Genomic DNA, 17,262 nt, shown 5'->3' with positions numbered 1-17,262 from the left:
GGAGGTCTGTGCCGCTTTCCGCCCTCCGGTGTGCCGGGGTGCTGCTGTGCTGCTGTGCTGCTGTCCTGCTGTGCGAGGAGCAAGGCGCGTCATCTCATCCCACGTGGCCCAGGACCAGGAGCCGACACAGTGACCCCGACTGACCGCGAATCCCCCGAGCCGCGCGGTTCGCGCGCCGACGCCTCAGAGCGCCTCATCACGGTGCGGAGCGCCCCCGGGGCACTTCCGCTGGTCGGGCACCTGGTCCGGCTCGCGCGGAACCCGTTGGGGTTTCTGCGGTCGTTGCCCGAGCACGGTGACCTGGTCTGGGTCCGAGCCGGAAGACGAAAGGCCCTGGTGGTCTGTGCCCCCGACCTGACCCGCCAGGTCCTGCGCGACGACCGGACCTTCGACAAGGGCGGGCCCATCTTCGACCGCGCGCGGGAGATCGTCGGGAACGGACTCGCCTCCTGCCCCCACGGTGATCACCGGCGCCAGCGGCGCCTGGTCCAGCCGGCCTTCCACTCCTCTCGGCTGCCCGGCTACGCCCAGGCGATGACCGAGCACATCGACGCGCTCACCCGGAGCTGGCACGACGGGCAGGAAATCGACGTCCTTACGGAGATGCTGACCCTCACCACCCGGATCCTCACCGTGACGACCTTCGGCAACGCCCTCACCCCTGCGGCCACCGGTACGCTCCTCGACGACATCGCCGTCGTGCTGGCCGGAGTGACCCGACGGGCCCTCATCCCCCCGCCACTTGACCGGCTGCCGACGCCCGCCAACCGTCGCTATCAGCAGGCACTCGAGCGATTGCACCTGACCACCCGACGGATCGTGGCCGACCACCGGGCTGAAGCTGCCGACGGGGACGACTTACTGACAAGGCTGATGGCCGCCCGCGACACCGCCCCGCCGGCCGCGGACGAACACGCACCTCCCGGCGCCGGACTGTCCGATGCCGAACTGGACGACCAGGTCATGACGTTCCTGCTGGGCGGGGTCGAGACGGCGGCCACCGCACTGTCCTGGGCCCTGCACTGGCTGGCCGGCCATCCCTCTGTCCTGAACCGGCTGCACGCCGAGGCGGACCTCGTCCTCGAAGGCCGGGCCGCGACCCTGGACGACCTCCCGCGCCTGGAACTGACCGCGCGGATCCTCACCGAGACCCTGCGGCTGTCCCCGCCGATCTGGATCTTCACCCGCATCACCACCGCCCCAACCGAACTCGGCGGTCTCCGCCTCCCGGCCGGAACCGTCGTCGTCATCAGCCCCTACCTCGTCCACCACCGCCCGGACCTCCACCCCGGACCGGAGCTCTTCGATCCCGACCGGTGGGCCCCGCAGCACACCCCGCCTCCGGCCCGTGACGCCTTCCTCGCCTTCGGAGGCGGCGCCCGCAAGTGCATCGGCGACACCTTCGGACTGACCGAGGCCGCCTTGGCGCTGTCCACCGTCGCCGCGCGCTGGCACCTGAGCCCCGTCCCGGGACACGAGTGCCGTCCCGCGCCGGGAGCGGCACTGACCCCGCGCGGGCTGCGGATCCGCGTCACCGCGCGGCCCCACCCGCCGGCCGACGCGGCCGCCCCACCCCGATCGCCGACCCAGGCCCCCGACTCCCCGTGCCCGCCCGACGGTTCGACGGTCCGACGGGCCGGAACTCGCCCGCCGGGCCCGACGCCGAACGGCCCTCGTGACCGCTGAGCGGCCCTCGTACCTGCTGAGCGGCCCTCCGCACCTGCTGAGGTTTGTGCCCCGACCGCCCTCCCCCCGAGGTAACCGCCATGACCGCACGTCCTGGAACCCGACTCGGCGACTACTGGATCCCCTGGTCCGTCAGGGCGCCCAACCCGAACGCCGACCACGCCCGCCGGTACTCGAACCAGTGGGCCGTCGACGTCGGCCTCGCGCGTACTCCGCAGGAGCAGGCATGCATCCGCGCGTGGGATCTGGTCGAACTCGCGGCACGGACCACCCCCGACGCCGGCCCGGACGGTCTCGCCCTCGGCGCCTGCTGGCTGGCCTGGTCCGGCGCGGTCGACGATCACCTGACGGCCCTTCCCCTTGCCGAGCACGACGCTTTCACCGAGCGACTGGCGGAAGTCCTCACCGCCAACACCGGCACCACCGCGGACGACCACCCCCTCGCCCGGACGATGGACGACGTCTGGCAGACCTCGCAGCGCCGCATGTCCCCGGACTGGGCCGTCCGCTTCCGGTCGGAACTCATCAGGACCTTCGAGGCCATGCGCATCGAGGTCATCCAGCGCAGCACCGGTGTGATCCCGGACTTCCACAGCTATCTGGCTGCCCGACGCCCCAGCTCCGGTACGGAGCCGTTCTTCGAGCTCGCCGAACTCGCCAACGGCGAAGAGATCCCCGAGCACATCACCCGGCTCGGCCTCGTCCGTACGCTGCGCGACCTCACCATCGACCACGTCTGCTGGACCAACGACATCATCTCGTACGACCGCGAGAACGCCCTGTTCGAAGGCACCTGGGGTCTTGTCCCGGTGATCCGGAACGACCATCCGCACTTCACGCACACCCAGGTCGTGGACCATATCGTCGAAATGGTGAACGAACGGGCCCGCTCGTTCTTCCACATCGCAAGCGGACTTCCCGAGTACGCCGCCAGCCTGAACCTGTCCGAGACCGACCGGAACTGGCTCACCGGACAGGTCGCTGTCCTCCAGAACTGGCTCGTCGGAAACCTGGACTGGCACTGTGCCACCGCGTATCTGCGCTACCAGGACCACCGCGGTCCCGACGGCAGCCTGCGCACCCTGCACAGCCCGTTCGCCCCTCAACCGGCCAGCGTCTGACCTGCTCACACCACCGTCAGCTCCTTGACAGGCATGCATACCGCTGACCGCCCCGGTGATCGGCACCCCGCGCGTCCGGCCCGTCCGGTCGCCCCGCCGGCCCGAGCGCACGACCGGCGGGGCGAACGGGGCAGGTAAGGGGCGCGCATGACACCCGACGCGGGTGCGTGGGCTGGTGGGCCACTCGTTCATCCGGCGAGGCATCGGCACCCTGCCTCCGCTGTCCCTGGCCACCCCGCTATTGACCCCTGGAAGAGGCACGTTGAAGCTCTCGTCGAGTCAGATTTGCCTTCGCGGGCCCGTGCTGTGCGTCCTGAACGCGCGGGAATGGTCGCATCGAGACCGGAGTGTGCCCGCTGAAGCGCACGTGTCCGTTGATCAGCGAGATCGCCCCGATCGGCACGCCGCCGAGGCCGGTAAGCCGTCATGACAGGACACGCCTCCGTGCCGCCCGTCTCCGCACCGGCCGTGCAAGCCGGTGTGGACGCGGCGTGGGTGAGCCGTCAAGTCACCGACGTCCTGGATGCATTCTTGGCGGACAAGACAGCCTGGGCCCGCACGGCAGGCCTGCCCGCAGATGTGCCCGCGGCCTTGGGGGAGTTCCTGGCGGCCGGCGGCAAGCGGATCCGGCCGCTGCTGTGTGTGCTCGGGTGGCACGCGGGCCAGGGCCGCGGCAGTGCGCAGCAGGCCGTGCGGGTCGGCGCCGCGCTGGAGATGTTCCACGCCTTCGCGCTGGTCCACGACGATGTCATGGACCGCTCCGACACGCGGCGTGGCAGACCCGCGATGCACCGCTCGATCGCTGCCCGCCACGGTCGCGGACGCACCTCCGCGGAGGCCGAGAAATTCGGGGCGGGGGCGGCGATCCTGGCGGGAGACCTCGCCCTGATCTGGTCCGACGAGCTCGTCCGCGGCCGTGAGACCGGCCTCGATACGGCGCAGTGCGAACGGGTGCTGCCGCTGTTCGATCTCATGCGTTCCGAGGTGATGTACGGCCAGTACCTCGACCTGATGGCGACCGGCCGTCCCACCGTGGTGATCGAGGACGCCCTGCGCATCATCCGCTACAAGACCGCCAAATACACCATGGAACGCCCCCTGCACATCGGCGCCACCCTCGCTACGGCCGATGAGGGCCTCCTCGCCGCCCTGAGTGCCTTCGCCCTGCCGCTGGGGGACGCCTTCCAACTCCGCGACGACCTCCTCGGCGCCTTCGGGCGCCCTGAGACGACCGGAAAATCCACCCTGGACGACCTGCGCGAGGGCAAGCACACCGTGCTGATCACCCACGCCCTTCGCCACGCGGACGCCGACCAGGCGGAACTGCTGCGGACGCTGTACGGCGCCCCGGAACTGGGCGACGAGGGCGCAGACGCAGTGCGGGCGGTGCTGCGCGACCTCGAGGCCGACCGGGTCGTCGAGGACATGATCCGCAGTCGCTACGCACAAGCCGTCGCGGCGCTGGACGAGGCACCGGTTCCGGAGGCTGTGCGGACTCAGTTGCGGACACTGGCCCGACAGGCCGTATGGAGGACGTCATGACCAGTCCGCCGGGGGTCCGTCACGGTCCAGGCGCCGTACGGGGGCTCGGGCGGAGCGGACGCCGCGACCGACTCGGCGGCATCTTCCAGGAGTACCAACCTGCCGCCTGACCAGTCCGGAGGATCAATCGGCACCCACAAGCTGCGGGAGCCGCACTGGCCCCGTGGCCCCTCAGCGGCGATGGCCCCGGGCCGTCCAGTCAGGTCGTCGAGGCTCGGCCGCACGAGCCGGCCGCCGCCGGGAGGAAGAGCGTGGCGTTCCCGCACGGGGAGCCGGACGCGGCAGGCCCAGCCGGGGTGGCGACCCGATCTGCCGACCGGCGTCGGCCCGGATAGTGAGGCACGCTGGAAGTGGAGGTGGTTACGTGCCATCCGATGATCCCCTGATGGTGGTGGACAGCACGGGCGTCGTCGTGGAGTGGAGCCGGCCGGCCGAAGAATTGCTGGGGCGGACCGCGGACGAGGTGGTGGGCCGCCCGGCGGCAGCCCTCGTCACCGATGCGGACCCGGACCCCGGGCGGGGCACACCGGCCCTGCGCCACCGCAATGGCCACGCGGTAGCGACCGGGCTGCGGGTGCAACCGGTGGTGCGCCCTGATTCCTCCGTCCTCTGGGCAGTGCATCGGGCAGGAACGGATGAGGATTCCCCCGCTGAGGGGACGGCGCTCCTGGAGTCCACTTTCGCCAGGTCGCCGGCCGGCCTGCATATTCTGGACAGCGGACTCAGGATCATCCAGATGAACTCCGCGGCCCAGATCCTGTGCGCGGAGCCCGCGCAGCGGTTGCTCGGGCGTCGCATCACGGACGTGTACGACCTCTTCAGCCCGTCACGAGTCGATGCGATGCTCCGCGAGGTGCTGGAGAGCGGGGCGCCGGCCCCGGAGCGTCCGGAGGCCGCCCACTCGAAGGCCGAACCGGGCCGGGTGTGCGTGCTCTCGCTGTCCGCGTTCCGGTTGCAAGATCCGCAGGGGACCCCCTTGGGAGTGGCGGTGATCGTGCGCGACGTCACCTCCGTCGACGCGGCGCGCGCCAGGACACGGGTTCTGGAAGCTGTCCGGGATCGGGTCGGACAGACCCTCGACGTGGTGGCCACCTGCGAGGATCTGGCCGATTCCCTGGTGCCGGGCTTCGCCGACGTCGCCATTGTCGAAGTGGTTGACTCGGTTGTCCGCGGCGAGGAGCCGCCGCTCGGCCCGGCGGCCCGGGGGGTGCCGCTGCGCCGCGTGGCGGCCGTCTCCAGCGGCAGGCAGTACGAAGCCTGGGCACATCCCGTGGGCGATGTCCGCAGTCTCCCGGCGCCGACCCCCTACTCGCAATCCCTGACCGACCTGCGGACCCGCCTGGTCGACCTGGGCCCGGACACTCCCTGGTTGGACGCGGACCCGGCGCGCGCCGAGGCAATTCGTGCGACGGGCGGCCGTTCGCTCATCGTCGCGCCGCTGAGCCTGCGCGGGATGGTGCTCGGCCTGGTGAGTCTCTACCGGTCCCGGAGCGGTGCCGGCTTCGACGAGGAGGACGTCGATCTGTCCCTCCTGGTGGCCTCCCACGGAGCGCTTTCCATCGACAACGCCCGCCGCTTCACCCGCGAGCACACCGTCGCCAGCACGGTCCACCAGCATTTGCTGCCCCAGCGCCCCACCTCGCAGAGCACGGTGGAAACCGCCCACGTCCAGGATTTCGGCAGCAGCGGCGGAGGGGCCTGGTTCGACGTCTTCGGCCTGTCCGGAGGCCGTACCGCCCTGGTGGTAGGCGAAGTCAGCGGACAGAGCATCCACACGGCCGCCGCAATGGGTCAGCTGCGAACGGTCATCCGCTCCCTGTCCGCCCTCGATGAGGAGCCCGACGACCTGCTCGCGCGCGTCGACGACACCGTGAACCAGTTGGCCGCGGAGCGCGCCGCGCTCCCGCCGGGTGACCCCCTGCGCCGGGAAGCTCTCACCGCCAGCTGCCTGTACGCGATCTACGACCCCTTCACCTCCACCATCACCGTGGCCCGCGCGGGCCACCCCTCCCCCGTCGATCACACATCCCGACGGCAGCACCGAAATCCCCGACCTTCCGGAGCGGGCACAACTGGGCACCGGGGAAGGGCTGCCTTTCAGCGCCACAACCCTGAACCTCCATTCCGGAAGCATCCTGGGCTTCTACACCCCCGCCCTGCTCCAGTCCAAGCCGCTGGCGACGGACACACTCCGGCAAGCACTCGCCAGGCCCGAGCGCCCCCTGCAAAGCCTGTGCGACGACGCCCTCTACCGGCTGCGGGCCGGCACCAGCCACGGAGACGCTCTTCTCCTCCTCGCCCGCGTCCACCCCTTCCCCGATACCGTCACCGCGGAGTGGCCGCTCCAGGACTCCCTCGAGGCCGTAGCCACCGCGCGCGCCCTCGTCCGCCGTCAACTCACCGACTGGAACCAACCCGCGGAAACCGTGGACTCCACCGAACTCATCGTCAGCGAACTCGTCACCAACGCCGTCCGCTACGGGCGCGCTCCCCTGCGGCTGCGGGTCATCCGTGACCGCGCGCTCACCTGCGAGGTGCACGACAGCAACGACACGACGCCGCGCATGCGCCACGCCCACACGGTCGACGAGGGCGGGCGAGGACTGTTCATCGTCGCCCAGGTCGCCGACAACTGGGGTACCCGCTACACGGGCGACGGCAAGGCCGTCTGGACCGAACAGATCCTTCCGGACGGGTAGCCGGCAGCAGATCACGCTCAGCCGCCGAGATGGGCATGGCGGAAGCTCTCCGGCGCCGGAGCCATGGGACACCGCTTCTACGACTGGGCCCTGGCCGACATCACCGACGACCGGCCAGGCCACCGCCACCTCCTCGTCCGCCGTAACCGGCGCACCGGTGAAATCGCCTTTTTCCGCTGCCACCCGGCGGATCGGGTGCCGCTGTCCACCGCCGTGAGAGTGGCGGGGCGCAAGGTGGAGAGCGGCCAAACGCGGCAGTCGGCGAGCCATCTCGTCTCGGTCATCGAAGTCGAAGTTCCAGGCCGGGTCGAGCTCGGGGTACCGGATGGTGAACGCGTCGGCAGGGAGCTGCTCGCCGGTCGCCGTGATGTGTGCGTTCCAGGCGATGCTCAGCATGTCCTCGCCGTCCGGATCCACGCCCTCGGCCGCCGTGGTCAGGACGACGGGCAGGTCCGCGAGCCCGTCAGGTTCGGCGACTATGCGCTCGAAGGTCTCAAGTCCCTGCGCGATCAGCCAGCCGCGGAAGTACTCGAAGCCGTCGTCGGAGCATCCGCCGTTGATGAGGTAGGCGGCGGCCCACAAAGGGTTCGTGTAGGAGTGAGCCGTCAGGTCCCACAGCACCTGCTGAGCGGCAACAATGTCCTCCGCCGGGTGAGCGGCCAGCAGCGTGGTTGCTTCGCTGGCGATCGTTTCGCTCGCGTTCGGGTCGAAGCGCCGAGTCGTACAACGACCCGCCGTAGAGCCCCCTCGTCACAGCGCGGCCACCCGCCACCCGGAGTTCCACGGCTGTGACCCGCGGTAGTGATGTCGGTGGAACGCTCGCCGTTCCGATGGCCGAGCTGCGTTCCGCCGGGGCTGCCGGCGACCGACGGGCCGCTGGTGAAGGTGCGGCTCCCCGAGGGCCAGGAGCATCGTGGGATGTACAGAACCCTCACGAAGGAGTCTGAGATGAGTGCCTTGGTACGCCCCCGCGACGGCCGCGTGATCGGCGGTGTGTGCGCCGCGCTCGCCAACCGGTTCGGCACCTCCGCGACGACAATGCGCATCATTTTCCTGGTGTCCTGCCTGCTGCCGGGACCGCAGTTCGTGCTCTACATCGTGCTGTGGATCGTCCTCCCGGGCGAGAACCGGACCGCGACGCCAGCCCGGTAGCCGCGCCGCAACGGGCCGCGCCCCCTGCCGTGACAGGGGCGCGGCCCGTTCGCACAGGTGCGGGTCAGCCGCCGACCGGGAGACAGGCGAGCAGCCCGGCGGCCGGGCGAATGAACCGGGTCGGCCTGCCGCAACCCAGCGTTAACCGAACACCACATGTAGTGACCACCGACCGGGCAGGCACGACCCGTGAGCAGCGCCCACCGGGACGGGGAGCGAGCCTCGGGCCTGCCGGCGGCCGACGGGCCGCCACCGGGCAGCATGGCCGCCTGGTCGACGAGCCGGCGCCCGTCGACTTCCGACACCGGCCGGCCGCCGCGAGCCCATCCAGGGCCACGCGTACGACACCGTCCCCACACGAGCGGCCCGGCGCCGGTCCCGGCCTGGCGGATCGAGGAACCCGTCTACGTCGCCACGGAGCGCGGGCCGGCCCGCATCGTCCACCGCGGCGACTGCCGCGCTCTGCGCGACCTGTCCCGGCCCGCCACCACCGAGCCGGCCCGCGCCGTACTCGAGCACCGACCGCGACCAGGTCCGCGCCAGCGGCATCGTGCCGGCCATCGCCCGCCGCGGCACCCGGCACGGAACAAGCTCAGGCAAGGAAGGGGCCGGGCTGCTGCTCGGCCCCCTTCTCGGGTTTGCTGGTCACCAGATGCCGCTGCGCGTCGCTAGGCGGCGAACCGGTCGATCACGGCCGCGCAGAACGCGGGCAGGTCGGCCGGGGAGCGGCTGGAGGTGAGCCAGCCGTCGGTGACGACTTCTTCGTCGACCACATCGGCGCCGGCGTTGCGCAGGTCGGTGCGGATGCTGGGGAACGAGGTGATGCGGCGGCCGCCGACGACACCGGCTTCGGCCAGCGTTTCCGGTCCGTGGCAGATGGTCGCGACCGGCTTGCCGGTCCCGGCGAACTCCTTGACGAAGCCGACCGCGTCGTCGCTCATGCGCAACTGGTCGGGATTCATTGTGCCGCCGGGCATGAGCAGCGCGTCGTAGTCCTCGGGGGAGGCGTCCGCGACGAGCTTGTCGACCGAGAACGTCCCCGCGGGGTCGAGGTCCATCTGGCGGGCCTGGATGTCGCCGGTGTGCAGGGAGAGAAGTTCGGTCTGCGCCCCCGCTCCGAGCAGTGCGCCGCGGGGCTCTTCCAGTTCCACCCGCTCGACGCCGTCTGTGGCCAGGATCGCTACCTTCCGGCCCTGGAGTGTCTGTGCCATGGTCAGGGCTCCTTCGATGATCGTCTGGGTACCCAGGCCCCCGAGCCCCCGAGTGCAACCCCCTCCTTCCAGCGTTGCATCCTGCGGCGCCCGGTCCAAATGCCCCGCGGAGGGGCAAAAGCCTTCGTGATGCCTGCCCGTCGGCGCGGATCGTGCTCCGCCCGCCCGGTCGCTCAGTGCCCTCGGCGCAGCGGGGCGGGTTCTCGAACGCGAGCGCCGTGCGCCCACGGCAGCAATCGCCGGGCGGAGAACAGCGCCGTTGTCGCGAGCGCGCGAGCGCGGTGGCGCTGCGGCGGCGATGACTTTCTGTAAGCCTCTGGAGCGTGCGCGCGGAGAGGACGCGCCAGCGCGATGCCCTCGTACGGACCGCCCCGCTCCCCGGCGAAGCCGAACTCCGGTGCCGCATCGGGCAACGTTCGCCCGGTGGTGATGTGTCGTCAGGTTGCTGCGCCGGGCGACACGGAGCCGGCCGAGTTGTCAGCCCAGTGCAAGGCGTGTGCGGCGTGCGGTGTGTGCGGGCCACTCCGCTGTGGTGAACCAGAACAGGGCCGCGCACAGGAAGGCCGCTGCCGCGTAGACCAGCGATTGTGTGACGGAGTCGTTTCGTGCGCCGGCGACGAGCGCGCCGGCCGCCGACAGTGCCAGGGCGATGGCCGGCAGCGCACGAGGACACCGCGTGATGCCTGGTGCGGTGGCCGACGGCAGCAGCCGCACCGCGAGGCTGTAGCAGGCGCAGGCCAGCAGTGTGGCCCCCAGTACGTCGCTGGGACGGTGGTGGTGGATGGCCTGGACGGCGGCGGCGCTGACGGCGAGCCACAGCATGCCGGCCGTGGTGACGTAGGGGCGGATGCGGGGGGAAGCGATGAGGACGGCGCCGAGGGCCAGCCCGGCGGCGACGGCCACGTGCCCGCCGGGGAAGCTCCCCTCGGTGAACCAGACAGGCGCGTGTATCAGGTCGGGGCGGGGCAGGATCTTCTTGAGGACCTCCGCGCCGCCGAACGTGACTGCGGCGACCCCGATCGCCGCGCAGCCTTGCCACCAGCACCGCCGCACCAGGGTTACGGCCACGAACACGGCCACGCCCGCAATCAGGGTGGGCATGGCGGTTTCGCCCAGCGGCGGCAGGGCCGACGATCGGTAAGCCGCCCCCGACCAGTCGTAGATCCATGCCGGTCTGGCGCTGAACCCTTTGAGCACGGCGTTCTCCGCCCGCTGCCCGAACGGGGTGCAGACAGCGATCAGGTAGACCGCCAGGAGCCCCAAGAGGTACAGCGGAGCTGAGACCCGAGGTCGTATCGTCCGCGAGAGGCTGCGTTCGGCCGTGGTTTCCGGGACCTGGCCGGGGGCGTCCGGCTGCGCGAACAGGGTTGAGGGATCTTGCTGAGTCATCGCGTTCTCTGTTCTTCGTGGGGGGCGTACGGTCACGCGCCTCTCCTGGCATGCGATGGGCCGACAGGCCCGGCCGGCCCACCGGGGATCTGCTCCTATTCGAGGAGCGCGCGGCCCTGCCGGCGCTGGGCGGCGATCGCCAGGACCGGGAGGGGCGCCATCAGGAGAACGAAAACGACCAGGTCCGGCAGGGACTGCACGAACCCGTTCGGCTGAGTGACGATCGCCTGCGTGCGGATGAACGTGAACGCCGCGACGGGGATCAGCCACCGGTAGTCGCCGGTGGCGGCCGTCGCCACCCACGCAGCGATCAGCGCGGCGACTTCGAGGGCGAACAGGCCGCGTTGGAAGGAGGGACTGATGGAGATGATGTGCAGGCTCCCGGCCACGAACATGGCGAGCACGACGGGGATCAGCCAGCGGTACGAGTGGCGCCGCAGCCGGCCAGGACGGCAGGCCGCCAGCACGGCGCACGCGGTGCACAGGGTCCCCGACAGCACCAGGTCACGGGCCGTTATCGGGGCGCCCAGCCCGTAGTAGCCCAGGCCTGCCTTGCCCTCGTCGCCGAAGAGCGTATTGCTGTTGAACGTGTCACCGGCGTAGATCATCGCTGCTGCGGCCGGCAGCGCGATCCACGCCTTGCCGCGCAGCAGGGCGATCAGGCAGACCAGCGGAAGCAGCCCGTAGGGCAGGAGCCGTGTCCGCGTGCTGGGACTTTGCGCCCAGGGGTACCAGCCGGAGAAGTGGAAGGCGATGGCATGCCGTCCGGGATCGATGTGCAGTGCCCAGTGCCACACATCCTGCAGGTACGGCACCAGCGCCAGCGCGGCGAGGACGAGAGCGGTCACATGGATGCCGTCCAGCCACCACGACCTGGCCGTGTCGTCGACGACGGCGCGGGCGCGGGTCTGCACCCCGGCACGCGCCAGGGCGACGACCTCCCGCGGCGGGGGCCACGAGCGGCCGGGATACGCCTCGGAGAGGCAGGCCAGCACCTCCTCTCCCTGCTGGGAACGGTAGGGCTCGGGGTAGGCCGCAAGCAGCAGACGGTTCATGCCGGCGCCGCTCCGGCATCCCGCGAGCGTCCGATGACGACAGCCGCCGCCTGCTGCATCCGCAGCGCCTCCCGGCCGAGCATCTCGCTGCCGTCCTCGGTGAGCCGGTAGTACCGCCGCGCCCGCCCGTCCACGATCTCCTCGCCGCCGGCGGCCACCAGTCCGGCCCGCTCCATCCGCTCCAGCGCGCCGTAGAGAGTGCCGACAGCGATCCGGAGCCGCCCGTCGGTGGCGTGCTCGGCAGCCTTGATGATGCCGTAACCGTGCAACGGTCCGTCCATGAGCGCAGCAAGGATGAAGTATTGCGGTTCCGTCAGGGACGGGTTCTGCCGTGTCATGGGTCGAGTATATATCGAGCTACGAAATATATCTGCCAGCCCTGGGCGTTCGCGGGTCGTCGAACGGGAGGACTCCGCAACCCGGCCCTGCACCCCACGACCAGCCCTCCCCGTCCGGCGAACAAGAAAGCCGTCCGTGCCGAGGAGTCGGTGAGGTAAGTCGCCCCCCTTCGCCCGAACGGGTGAAGCGGCATCCGGACGCCACCGCGAAGCGAAGCCGAGATGCTTCTCTGTTCAGACCGGGCCGAGCGGGCCGTCGAGCAGGACCAAGCACGGCGACGGCAACAACAGGCAGCCCAATTCGGCGGGCAGCGACGGGCGGGCGCATGTCGGCCATCCCGGATGCGTCCCAACGGCGGCCCACAGCCGCCGCGCAGCAGGACATTTGCTCAGGTCAGGGTCATGGATGGTGGGACATGCCAGGCGCCTTCTCAGCGCCTGATCCCTGTTGTGGCCGGCGCTGTCCGTGCCCGGGGACCACGCTGGTGATTCCCGGCTGGCCATCAAGGACTGCATGAGGATTTCGGCAGGGCACGGTCACAGCACCTCGAGCGGCTGCTTGCGGTCCGGTGGCGGGAATGCGGCGTCCAGGGCGCGCAGGTCGTCCTCGGTGAGGAGCAGGTCGAGGGCGGCGCGGTTCTCCTCGACGTGTGCGACGGTGGACGCCTTGGGAATGGCGATGACGTCGTCCCGGCGGAGCACCCAGGCGAGCGCCACCTGCGCGGGGGTGCTCCCGTGCGCTTCGGCGACCGCGGCCGGTGCCGGATGGCCGAGCAGCCGGCCCTGTTCCACCGGTGAGTACGCCATGACCGGCAGCGAGCGTTCCCGGCAGAACGGGAGCAGGTCGTACTCCGGTCCCCGCCGGGTGAGGTTGTAGAGCACCTGGTCCGTCTGCGGGCGGGCACCCGCCGGCAGTTCCGCCAGATCGTCGACGTCCAGGTTGCTCACGCCCCACGAGCCGATACTGCCGTCCGCCACCAGCCCTTCCAAGGCTTCGACCGTCTCGTCGAGCCGTACGCCACCGCGCCAGTGCAGCAGGTACAGGTCGATCCGGTCCGTGCCCAGACGCCGCAGACTCGCCCGGCACGCCGCGGGCGCTCCGCGCCGATCGGCGTGCCCCGGCAGCACCTTGCTCACCAGGAACGTCTCGTCCCGCCGACCGCGGATCGCCTCGCCGACCACTTCCTCGGCGGCGCCGTCCCCGTACATCTCCGCGGTGTCGACCAGTGTCATCCCCAGGTCGAAGCCCCGTCGCAGGGCGGCGACCTCGGACTGACGCCGCGCGGGATCCTCGCCCATCCCCCAGGTGCCCTGGCCGAGCGCGGGCACCCGCACCCCGGAGGGAAGCGCCACCGTACGCACCACTGCCATCATGTGCCTCTCAACCCGCCGACCCTGCCCGGCCACCGACCCGCCCGGCCGCCGACCGGCCGGGCCCCGCCATGCCCGCAGCCCGCCCCGCAGCGGCACGCCGGAGCCGGGCGCGGTCGCCAATGGCGGCGAAGCGGGCCGAACCGTGAAACAGTCCGATACGGACGATCATCTCGAAGGCCGGCCTCGGACCGGCGCAGCGACGCGTCACGGAGGGTACCCGATGTCGAAACCGCCGCTGCCCGAGGAGGTCGTCGCAATGCTGGCGAAGGCCAATCCCGCCGTCATGGCCACCGTGCGGCCGGACGGCCAGCCGGTCTCCACGGCGACCTGGTACCTCTGGGACGACGGCCGCATCCTGCTCACCCTGGACGAGGGGCGGGCCCGGCTGAACCACCTGCGCAACGATCCCCGGGTGACGCTCACGGTGCTTGACGAAGGCGACTGGTACTCCCACGTCAGCATCATCGGCCGCGCCGGCGAAATCCGGGAGGACGAGGGTCTGGTCGAGGCCGACCGGGTGTCCCGGCACTACCTCGGACGGCCGTACGCGATCCGGGACCGCCGCCGGGTCAGCGTGTGGATCGAGATCGACCGCTGGCACGGCTGGGGAGCCCTGAAGGACAGCACCCAGGCCGGGTGACCGGCTCCCTCGTCCCCTCGTACAATCCGCCCCTCTTGATCAGCGCCCCCGTACATGGCGCCCCGTCGTGTGTTTCGCCAACCCGGGAGGCGGCACACATGAGTGCCCTCCGCTCGGACCGACCGAACCCCGCGGCGGAGCCGAGGAGCGCGGATCAGCTCTTCGGCGCCCACTTCGGGCTGAGCGCGATGGCCTGGAGCCCCTCCAGATCCAGCGCGGGCCGCGGTCGCGTCACCGGACCGTTCGGCGAATACGAGTTGGCTTCCCGGACGGTGATCCGGCGACCGTCCGGACGCAGCGTGTCCACCGTCCAGATCGACGCGTGCGAGGTGCTGGAACGCGCCTTGATGGCCAGCACCCTGGTGCCGTCCCCCAACGTGGTGGCCCTGCAGTACTCGACGGGGGTATTGGCGCAGTTCATCATGCCGCGCAACAGGTCCGGCCTGCCGCTCTGCACCATCACGTCGAACTCGTTCTTCCCGTTTCCGTCGTCCCAGACCGCCTCGGCCCTGATGCCCCCGACATAGAGGTCGGACAGTCTGCCGTTCCCGGGTAGCAACGCGACCAGCGCCGAACGCATCTGGGCTGCGGACGGATCCTCTGTGGCCGGGAGCTTCCGCGCGGCAGGCGTGGGGATCGAATCGAGGGCCCGGCGCCATGCCGGACTTGCCGCGATCGCCCCCAGTTGACCGGTCGACAGCACCGGGGCAACTCCGGTCGACGCCACCTTTCCCTCGGCGCCCCCCGCGAACTCCTCGACGGCGACCTGGGCGCCGTCCGGCCCGGTGACGACCGCGGACCAGAGCTGCTGCCCGGTGTTGTCGACCGCCGAGGCGAAGGACCGGTTCGTGGTGAGCGTCGACCCGCCGGGCAGCGACACCGTCGAGCACACGTCGTACGGGTGGTCCTCGATCGGGACGCAATTGCCCTGCCCCTGCCCGTCCCACGGCATACCGGGAGTCAGCCGGGTGAGCCGGAGCCGCAGGCTCGACGTGCCCTCGTCGGTGCTGTAGGTGATCTGCGCCGTACGGGAGTCCGGCATGGCCGGCGGTGGCTCACTGGTGACGCGGCCGCCGGGCGGCAACAGGCCGGTCAATGTGGCGACCAGCTCTTTCGCGCTCACCGGCGGACCGGGTGACCGGGGCTCGCCCGGCGGGACGGTTCCGGTGCGCACAAGCTGCGTGGTGACGGCCTCGGGCGCCGCGTGATGATCGCCGAGTGTGCTGCCGCCGAGCACGGCCGCACCGACCGCGACAAGCGTCAGCGCCGCCGCGGCGCCCGCCTGGGTGGCACGAACCCGCCGCTGCCGCCGGGCACGTGCGGTGGCGCCGCGTACCAAGTCGGACGCGGGGGGCGGGAAGTCGTCGGCGGCCAGGCGCAGGGCGTCGGGCAACTGGTCCTCGAACTGCTGGTCGGAAGGCATGGCTGAGCTCCATCCTTGCGGGAATCGGTGCGGGGGGACGGGTGCGAGGGTGCGGGTGTGAAAGGTGCGCGGACGAAGCCGGCGCGGGCCCGCCCCGGCGCTACCGTCGGACGGTGTCGGTGGACTGGTCGCCCAGCAGTCCGCGCAGCCGCTGCAACGCCCGCACGCACTGGGCGCGTACGGCGGCCGGCGAGACATGCAGCACCTGCGCTGTCTGCTCCACCGAGCGGTCCTCCCAGTAGCGGAGCACCAGCACCGCCCGGTCCCTGGGCGGCATCCGGGCCAGTGCCTCCAGCAGCGTCAGCCGCAACTCGGCGTCCGCCACTGGTCCCGCCGTGTCCGGCAGCCGGTCGCTCGGGTACTCGGCCGAGCTGCGCCGACGTCGCTGCGACAGGAACGTCCTGATCAGGACTGTGTTCGCGTACGCGACCGGTGCCTCGGTGCGGTTGAGCCGCCGCCAGGACCGGTACATCTTGGCCAGCGTCTCCTGCACCAGGTCCTCGGCCAGGTGCCAGTCCCCGGTCAACAGGCACGCGGTCCGGAACAGGTGTCTACTGCGGGCGGCGGCGAACTCCAGGTAGTCCGCCGGTGGTTCCCTCATGCGTGATCCCTCTCCCTCGCGGCTGAGTCTCACCCATGGACACGCGGTGGGGCGGCGAACGTGTGACGGTCCCGGCCGGATTGGTCCTGCCGGTCGGCCTCGGTACGGCCACATCCTGCCAAGTCCTGGCCCAGAACTCCCGTTGCACTTCTCCATATGCCCTGGTCAGGAGGCTCTTTCCGAGTCCAGTTGGCTGACGCGGCGTCAGAACGCTGAGCTGAGCGGTGAGCTACCTGCGCCGGCAGCTACGGCGGCGATGAGCTGCCACGATGGGGATCCGTCCCGCGGACCGCTCCCCATCGGGCCGCGCGGGGGTCAGGGCCGCGCAGGGGTCAAGTCCGCGCAAGGGTCAGGTCCGCACGGTGGCCATGGCCGCGTCCAGCAGGGCGCCGAGCGGGCGGGCGGCTGCCACGCGGGTCCACTCCAGGGCGGCGGCGTCGAGGCAGGCCAGCGCGGCCGACACCAGGGTGCCGGTGCGCAGATCGAGGGAGGCGCCGGTCACGGCGGGCCCCGCGGCGACGCGCTCCCGCACGTACGGGGTGAGCGCCTCCTGCCACTGGAGGTGCTTGTTGGCGATGGCGGCGCGCAGGGCCGGGGTGCCCGCCAGCATGGTCGCCCGGCGCAGACCCCCGGGCTCGTTCTCCATGGCATCGACGCAGACGTCCAGCGCACGCCGGAGCGAGACCCATACCTCCTCGTCGGCCGGGCGGGCGGCGAAAGCGGCGGCCACCTCATGCCCGAGGGCGATCATGCCGCCGACCGCCATGTCCTCCTTGGTGACGAAGTAGCGGAAGACACTCCGGGCCGAGATCCCCACCGCCTCCGCGATCTGGTCGACGGTCGTCTCCTCGAAGCCCTGCTCGGCGAAGAGCTCGCCGGCCTTGGCGGCGATCTCCGCGGTGACCGCCCGCCGGGTCAGCTCTCGCAGCCCGGGCCCGCTCGCCCTGCCCTCTGTGCTCGCCATGCGGTCAGCGTACCGCCCTATAGATGACACTCTCTGCATTGTTTGACAGTCACTGACATGTTTTCTA

15 protein-coding genes and 2 pseudogenes are annotated in these 17,262 nt (G+C 71.1%); 8 read left to right on the top strand and 9 right to left on the bottom strand.

Going from position 1 to position 17,262, the window contains the following annotated elements:
- Positions 1–129 precede the first annotated feature (129 nt).
- The 5 genes and pseudogenes from GA0115240_RS16365 (at position 130) to GA0115240_RS38210 (ending at position 7,048) form a co-directional block, all read left to right on the top strand.
- Positions 130–1,686, top strand: a complete 1,557-nt coding sequence (locus tag GA0115240_RS16365; protein WP_256069834.1) for a cytochrome P450 — start codon at positions 130–132, stop codon at positions 1,684–1,686.
- Between the two features lie 80 nt (positions 1,687–1,766).
- Positions 1,767–2,807 carry a terpene synthase family protein gene (locus tag GA0115240_RS16360; RefSeq protein ID WP_093737399.1) on the top strand — a complete coding sequence of 347 codons (1,041 nt, stop codon included), beginning with the start codon at positions 1,767–1,769 and terminating at the stop codon, positions 2,805–2,807.
- Between the two features lie 531 nt (positions 2,808–3,338).
- Positions 3,339–4,349, top strand: coding sequence for a polyprenyl synthetase family protein (locus GA0115240_RS16355; protein WP_237554928.1), 1,011 nt, complete (start codon positions 3,339–3,341; stop codon positions 4,347–4,349).
- Positions 4,350–4,512: 163 nt separating this feature from the next.
- Positions 4,513–6,318, top strand: a pseudogene (locus tag GA0115240_RS38215) (PAS domain-containing protein); the annotation flags it as partial.
- The gene (locus tag GA0115240_RS38210) at positions 6,260–7,048 is read left to right on the top strand and encodes an ATP-binding protein (protein WP_256069833.1); all 789 of its coding nucleotides are present in this window, start codon (positions 6,260–6,262) and stop codon (positions 7,046–7,048) included. The pseudogene GA0115240_RS38215 and the gene GA0115240_RS38210, both read left to right, overlap by 59 nt.
- A gap of 429 nt (positions 7,049–7,477) precedes the next feature.
- On the opposite strand, the pseudogene GA0115240_RS39265 reads toward GA0115240_RS38210, so the two are convergent.
- A pseudogene (locus tag GA0115240_RS39265) lies at positions 7,478–7,711 on the bottom strand (DUF4240 domain-containing protein); the annotation flags it as partial.
- A gap of 285 nt (positions 7,712–7,996) precedes the next feature.
- Here GA0115240_RS39265 and GA0115240_RS16335 point away from each other — a divergent pair.
- Positions 7,997–8,200 carry a PspC domain-containing protein gene (locus GA0115240_RS16335; RefSeq protein WP_093737397.1) on the top strand — a complete coding sequence of 68 codons (204 nt, stop codon included), beginning with the start codon at positions 7,997–7,999 and terminating at the stop codon, positions 8,198–8,200.
- Between the two features lie 261 nt (positions 8,201–8,461).
- The gene (locus GA0115240_RS39260) at positions 8,462–8,872 is read left to right on the top strand and encodes a DUF6233 domain-containing protein (protein WP_370673347.1); all 411 of its coding nucleotides are present in this window, start codon (positions 8,462–8,464) and stop codon (positions 8,870–8,872) included.
- Here GA0115240_RS39260 and GA0115240_RS16330 read toward each other — a convergent pair.
- The 5 genes from GA0115240_RS16330 to GA0115240_RS16310 form a co-directional block, all read right to left on the bottom strand.
- Positions 8,869–9,411 (bottom strand): type 1 glutamine amidotransferase domain-containing protein, encoded by a 543-nt coding sequence (locus GA0115240_RS16330; protein WP_093737396.1) that lies wholly within the window; start codon positions 9,409–9,411, stop codon positions 8,869–8,871. The genes GA0115240_RS39260 and GA0115240_RS16330 overlap by 4 nt on opposite strands.
- 477 nt (positions 9,412–9,888) lie before the next feature.
- Complete coding sequence (locus GA0115240_RS16325) at positions 9,889–10,836, bottom strand: phosphatase PAP2 family protein (protein WP_370673346.1); 948 nt, start codon at positions 10,834–10,836, stop codon at positions 9,889–9,891.
- A 59-nt stretch (positions 10,837–10,895) separates the two neighbouring features.
- Complete coding sequence (locus GA0115240_RS16320; protein WP_093737394.1) at positions 10,896–11,855, bottom strand: hypothetical protein; 960 nt, start codon at positions 11,853–11,855, stop codon at positions 10,896–10,898.
- Positions 11,852–12,193, bottom strand: a complete 342-nt coding sequence (locus tag GA0115240_RS16315) for a PadR family transcriptional regulator (RefSeq protein WP_093737393.1) — start codon at positions 12,191–12,193, stop codon at positions 11,852–11,854. Before GA0115240_RS16315 ends, GA0115240_RS16320 begins: the two co-directional genes overlap by 4 nt.
- A gap of 537 nt (positions 12,194–12,730) precedes the next feature.
- The gene (locus tag GA0115240_RS16310) at positions 12,731–13,564 is read right to left on the bottom strand and encodes an aldo/keto reductase (RefSeq protein WP_093737491.1); all 834 of its coding nucleotides are present in this window, start codon (positions 13,562–13,564) and stop codon (positions 12,731–12,733) included.
- Positions 13,565–13,787: 223 nt separating this feature from the next.
- Here GA0115240_RS16310 and GA0115240_RS16305 point away from each other — a divergent pair, with 223 nt between their 5' ends.
- On the top strand, positions 13,788–14,207 hold the full coding sequence (locus GA0115240_RS16305; protein WP_093737392.1) for a PPOX class F420-dependent oxidoreductase: 420 nt from the start codon (positions 13,788–13,790) through the stop codon (positions 14,205–14,207).
- 154 nt (positions 14,208–14,361) lie between these two features.
- Here GA0115240_RS16305 and GA0115240_RS16300 read toward each other — a convergent pair whose 3' ends face one another.
- The 3 genes from GA0115240_RS16300 to GA0115240_RS16290 form a co-directional block, all read right to left on the bottom strand.
- Positions 14,362–15,630, bottom strand: coding sequence for a hypothetical protein (locus GA0115240_RS16300; RefSeq protein ID WP_093737391.1), 1,269 nt, complete (start codon positions 15,628–15,630; stop codon positions 14,362–14,364).
- A 100-nt stretch (positions 15,631–15,730) separates the two neighbouring features.
- Complete coding sequence (locus GA0115240_RS16295) at positions 15,731–16,231, bottom strand: SigE family RNA polymerase sigma factor (RefSeq protein WP_093737390.1); 501 nt, start codon at positions 16,229–16,231, stop codon at positions 15,731–15,733.
- Between the two features lie 349 nt (positions 16,232–16,580).
- Entirely contained in the window at positions 16,581–17,195 is a 615-nt protein-coding gene (locus tag GA0115240_RS16290; protein ID WP_093737389.1) for a TetR/AcrR family transcriptional regulator, read from the bottom strand.
- Positions 17,196–17,262 lie beyond the last annotated feature (67 nt).

Source organism: Streptomyces sp. DvalAA-14, assembly GCF_900091855.1.
GTDB lineage: Bacteria > Actinomycetota > Actinomycetes > Streptomycetales > Streptomycetaceae > Actinacidiphila.
This window is presented reverse-complemented; position numbering and strand designations above follow the sequence as displayed.

Coding starts and splice junctions, on each gene's coding strand:
- GA0115240_RS16360 (WP_093737399.1), top strand. CDS start 1,767: ATGACCGCACGTCCTGGAACCCGACTCGGCGACTACTGGATCCCCTGG.
- GA0115240_RS16335 (WP_093737397.1), top strand. CDS start 7,997: ATGAGTGCCTTGGTACGCCCCCGCGACGGCCGCGTGATCGGCGGTGTG.
- GA0115240_RS39260 (WP_370673347.1), top strand. CDS start 8,462: ATGGCCGCCTGGTCGACGAGCCGGCGCCCGTCGACTTCCGACACCGGC.
- GA0115240_RS16330 (WP_093737396.1), bottom strand. CDS start 9,411: ATGGCACAGACACTCCAGGGCCGGAAGGTAGCGATCCTGGCCACAGAC.
- GA0115240_RS16320 (WP_093737394.1), bottom strand. CDS start 11,855: ATGAACCGTCTGCTGCTTGCGGCCTACCCCGAGCCCTACCGTTCCCAG.
- GA0115240_RS16315 (WP_093737393.1), bottom strand. CDS start 12,193: ATGACACGGCAGAACCCGTCCCTGACGGAACCGCAATACTTCATCCTT.
- GA0115240_RS16310 (WP_093737491.1), bottom strand. CDS start 13,564: ATGGCAGTGGTGCGTACGGTGGCGCTTCCCTCCGGGGTGCGGGTGCCC.
- GA0115240_RS16305 (WP_093737392.1), top strand. CDS start 13,788: ATGTCGAAACCGCCGCTGCCCGAGGAGGTCGTCGCAATGCTGGCGAAG.
- GA0115240_RS16300 (WP_093737391.1), bottom strand. CDS start 15,630: ATGCCTTCCGACCAGCAGTTCGAGGACCAGTTGCCCGACGCCCTGCGC.
- GA0115240_RS16295 (WP_093737390.1), bottom strand. CDS start 16,231: ATGAGGGAACCACCGGCGGACTACCTGGAGTTCGCCGCCGCCCGCAGT.
- GA0115240_RS16290 (WP_093737389.1), bottom strand. CDS start 17,195: ATGGCGAGCACAGAGGGCAGGGCGAGCGGGCCCGGGCTGCGAGAGCTG.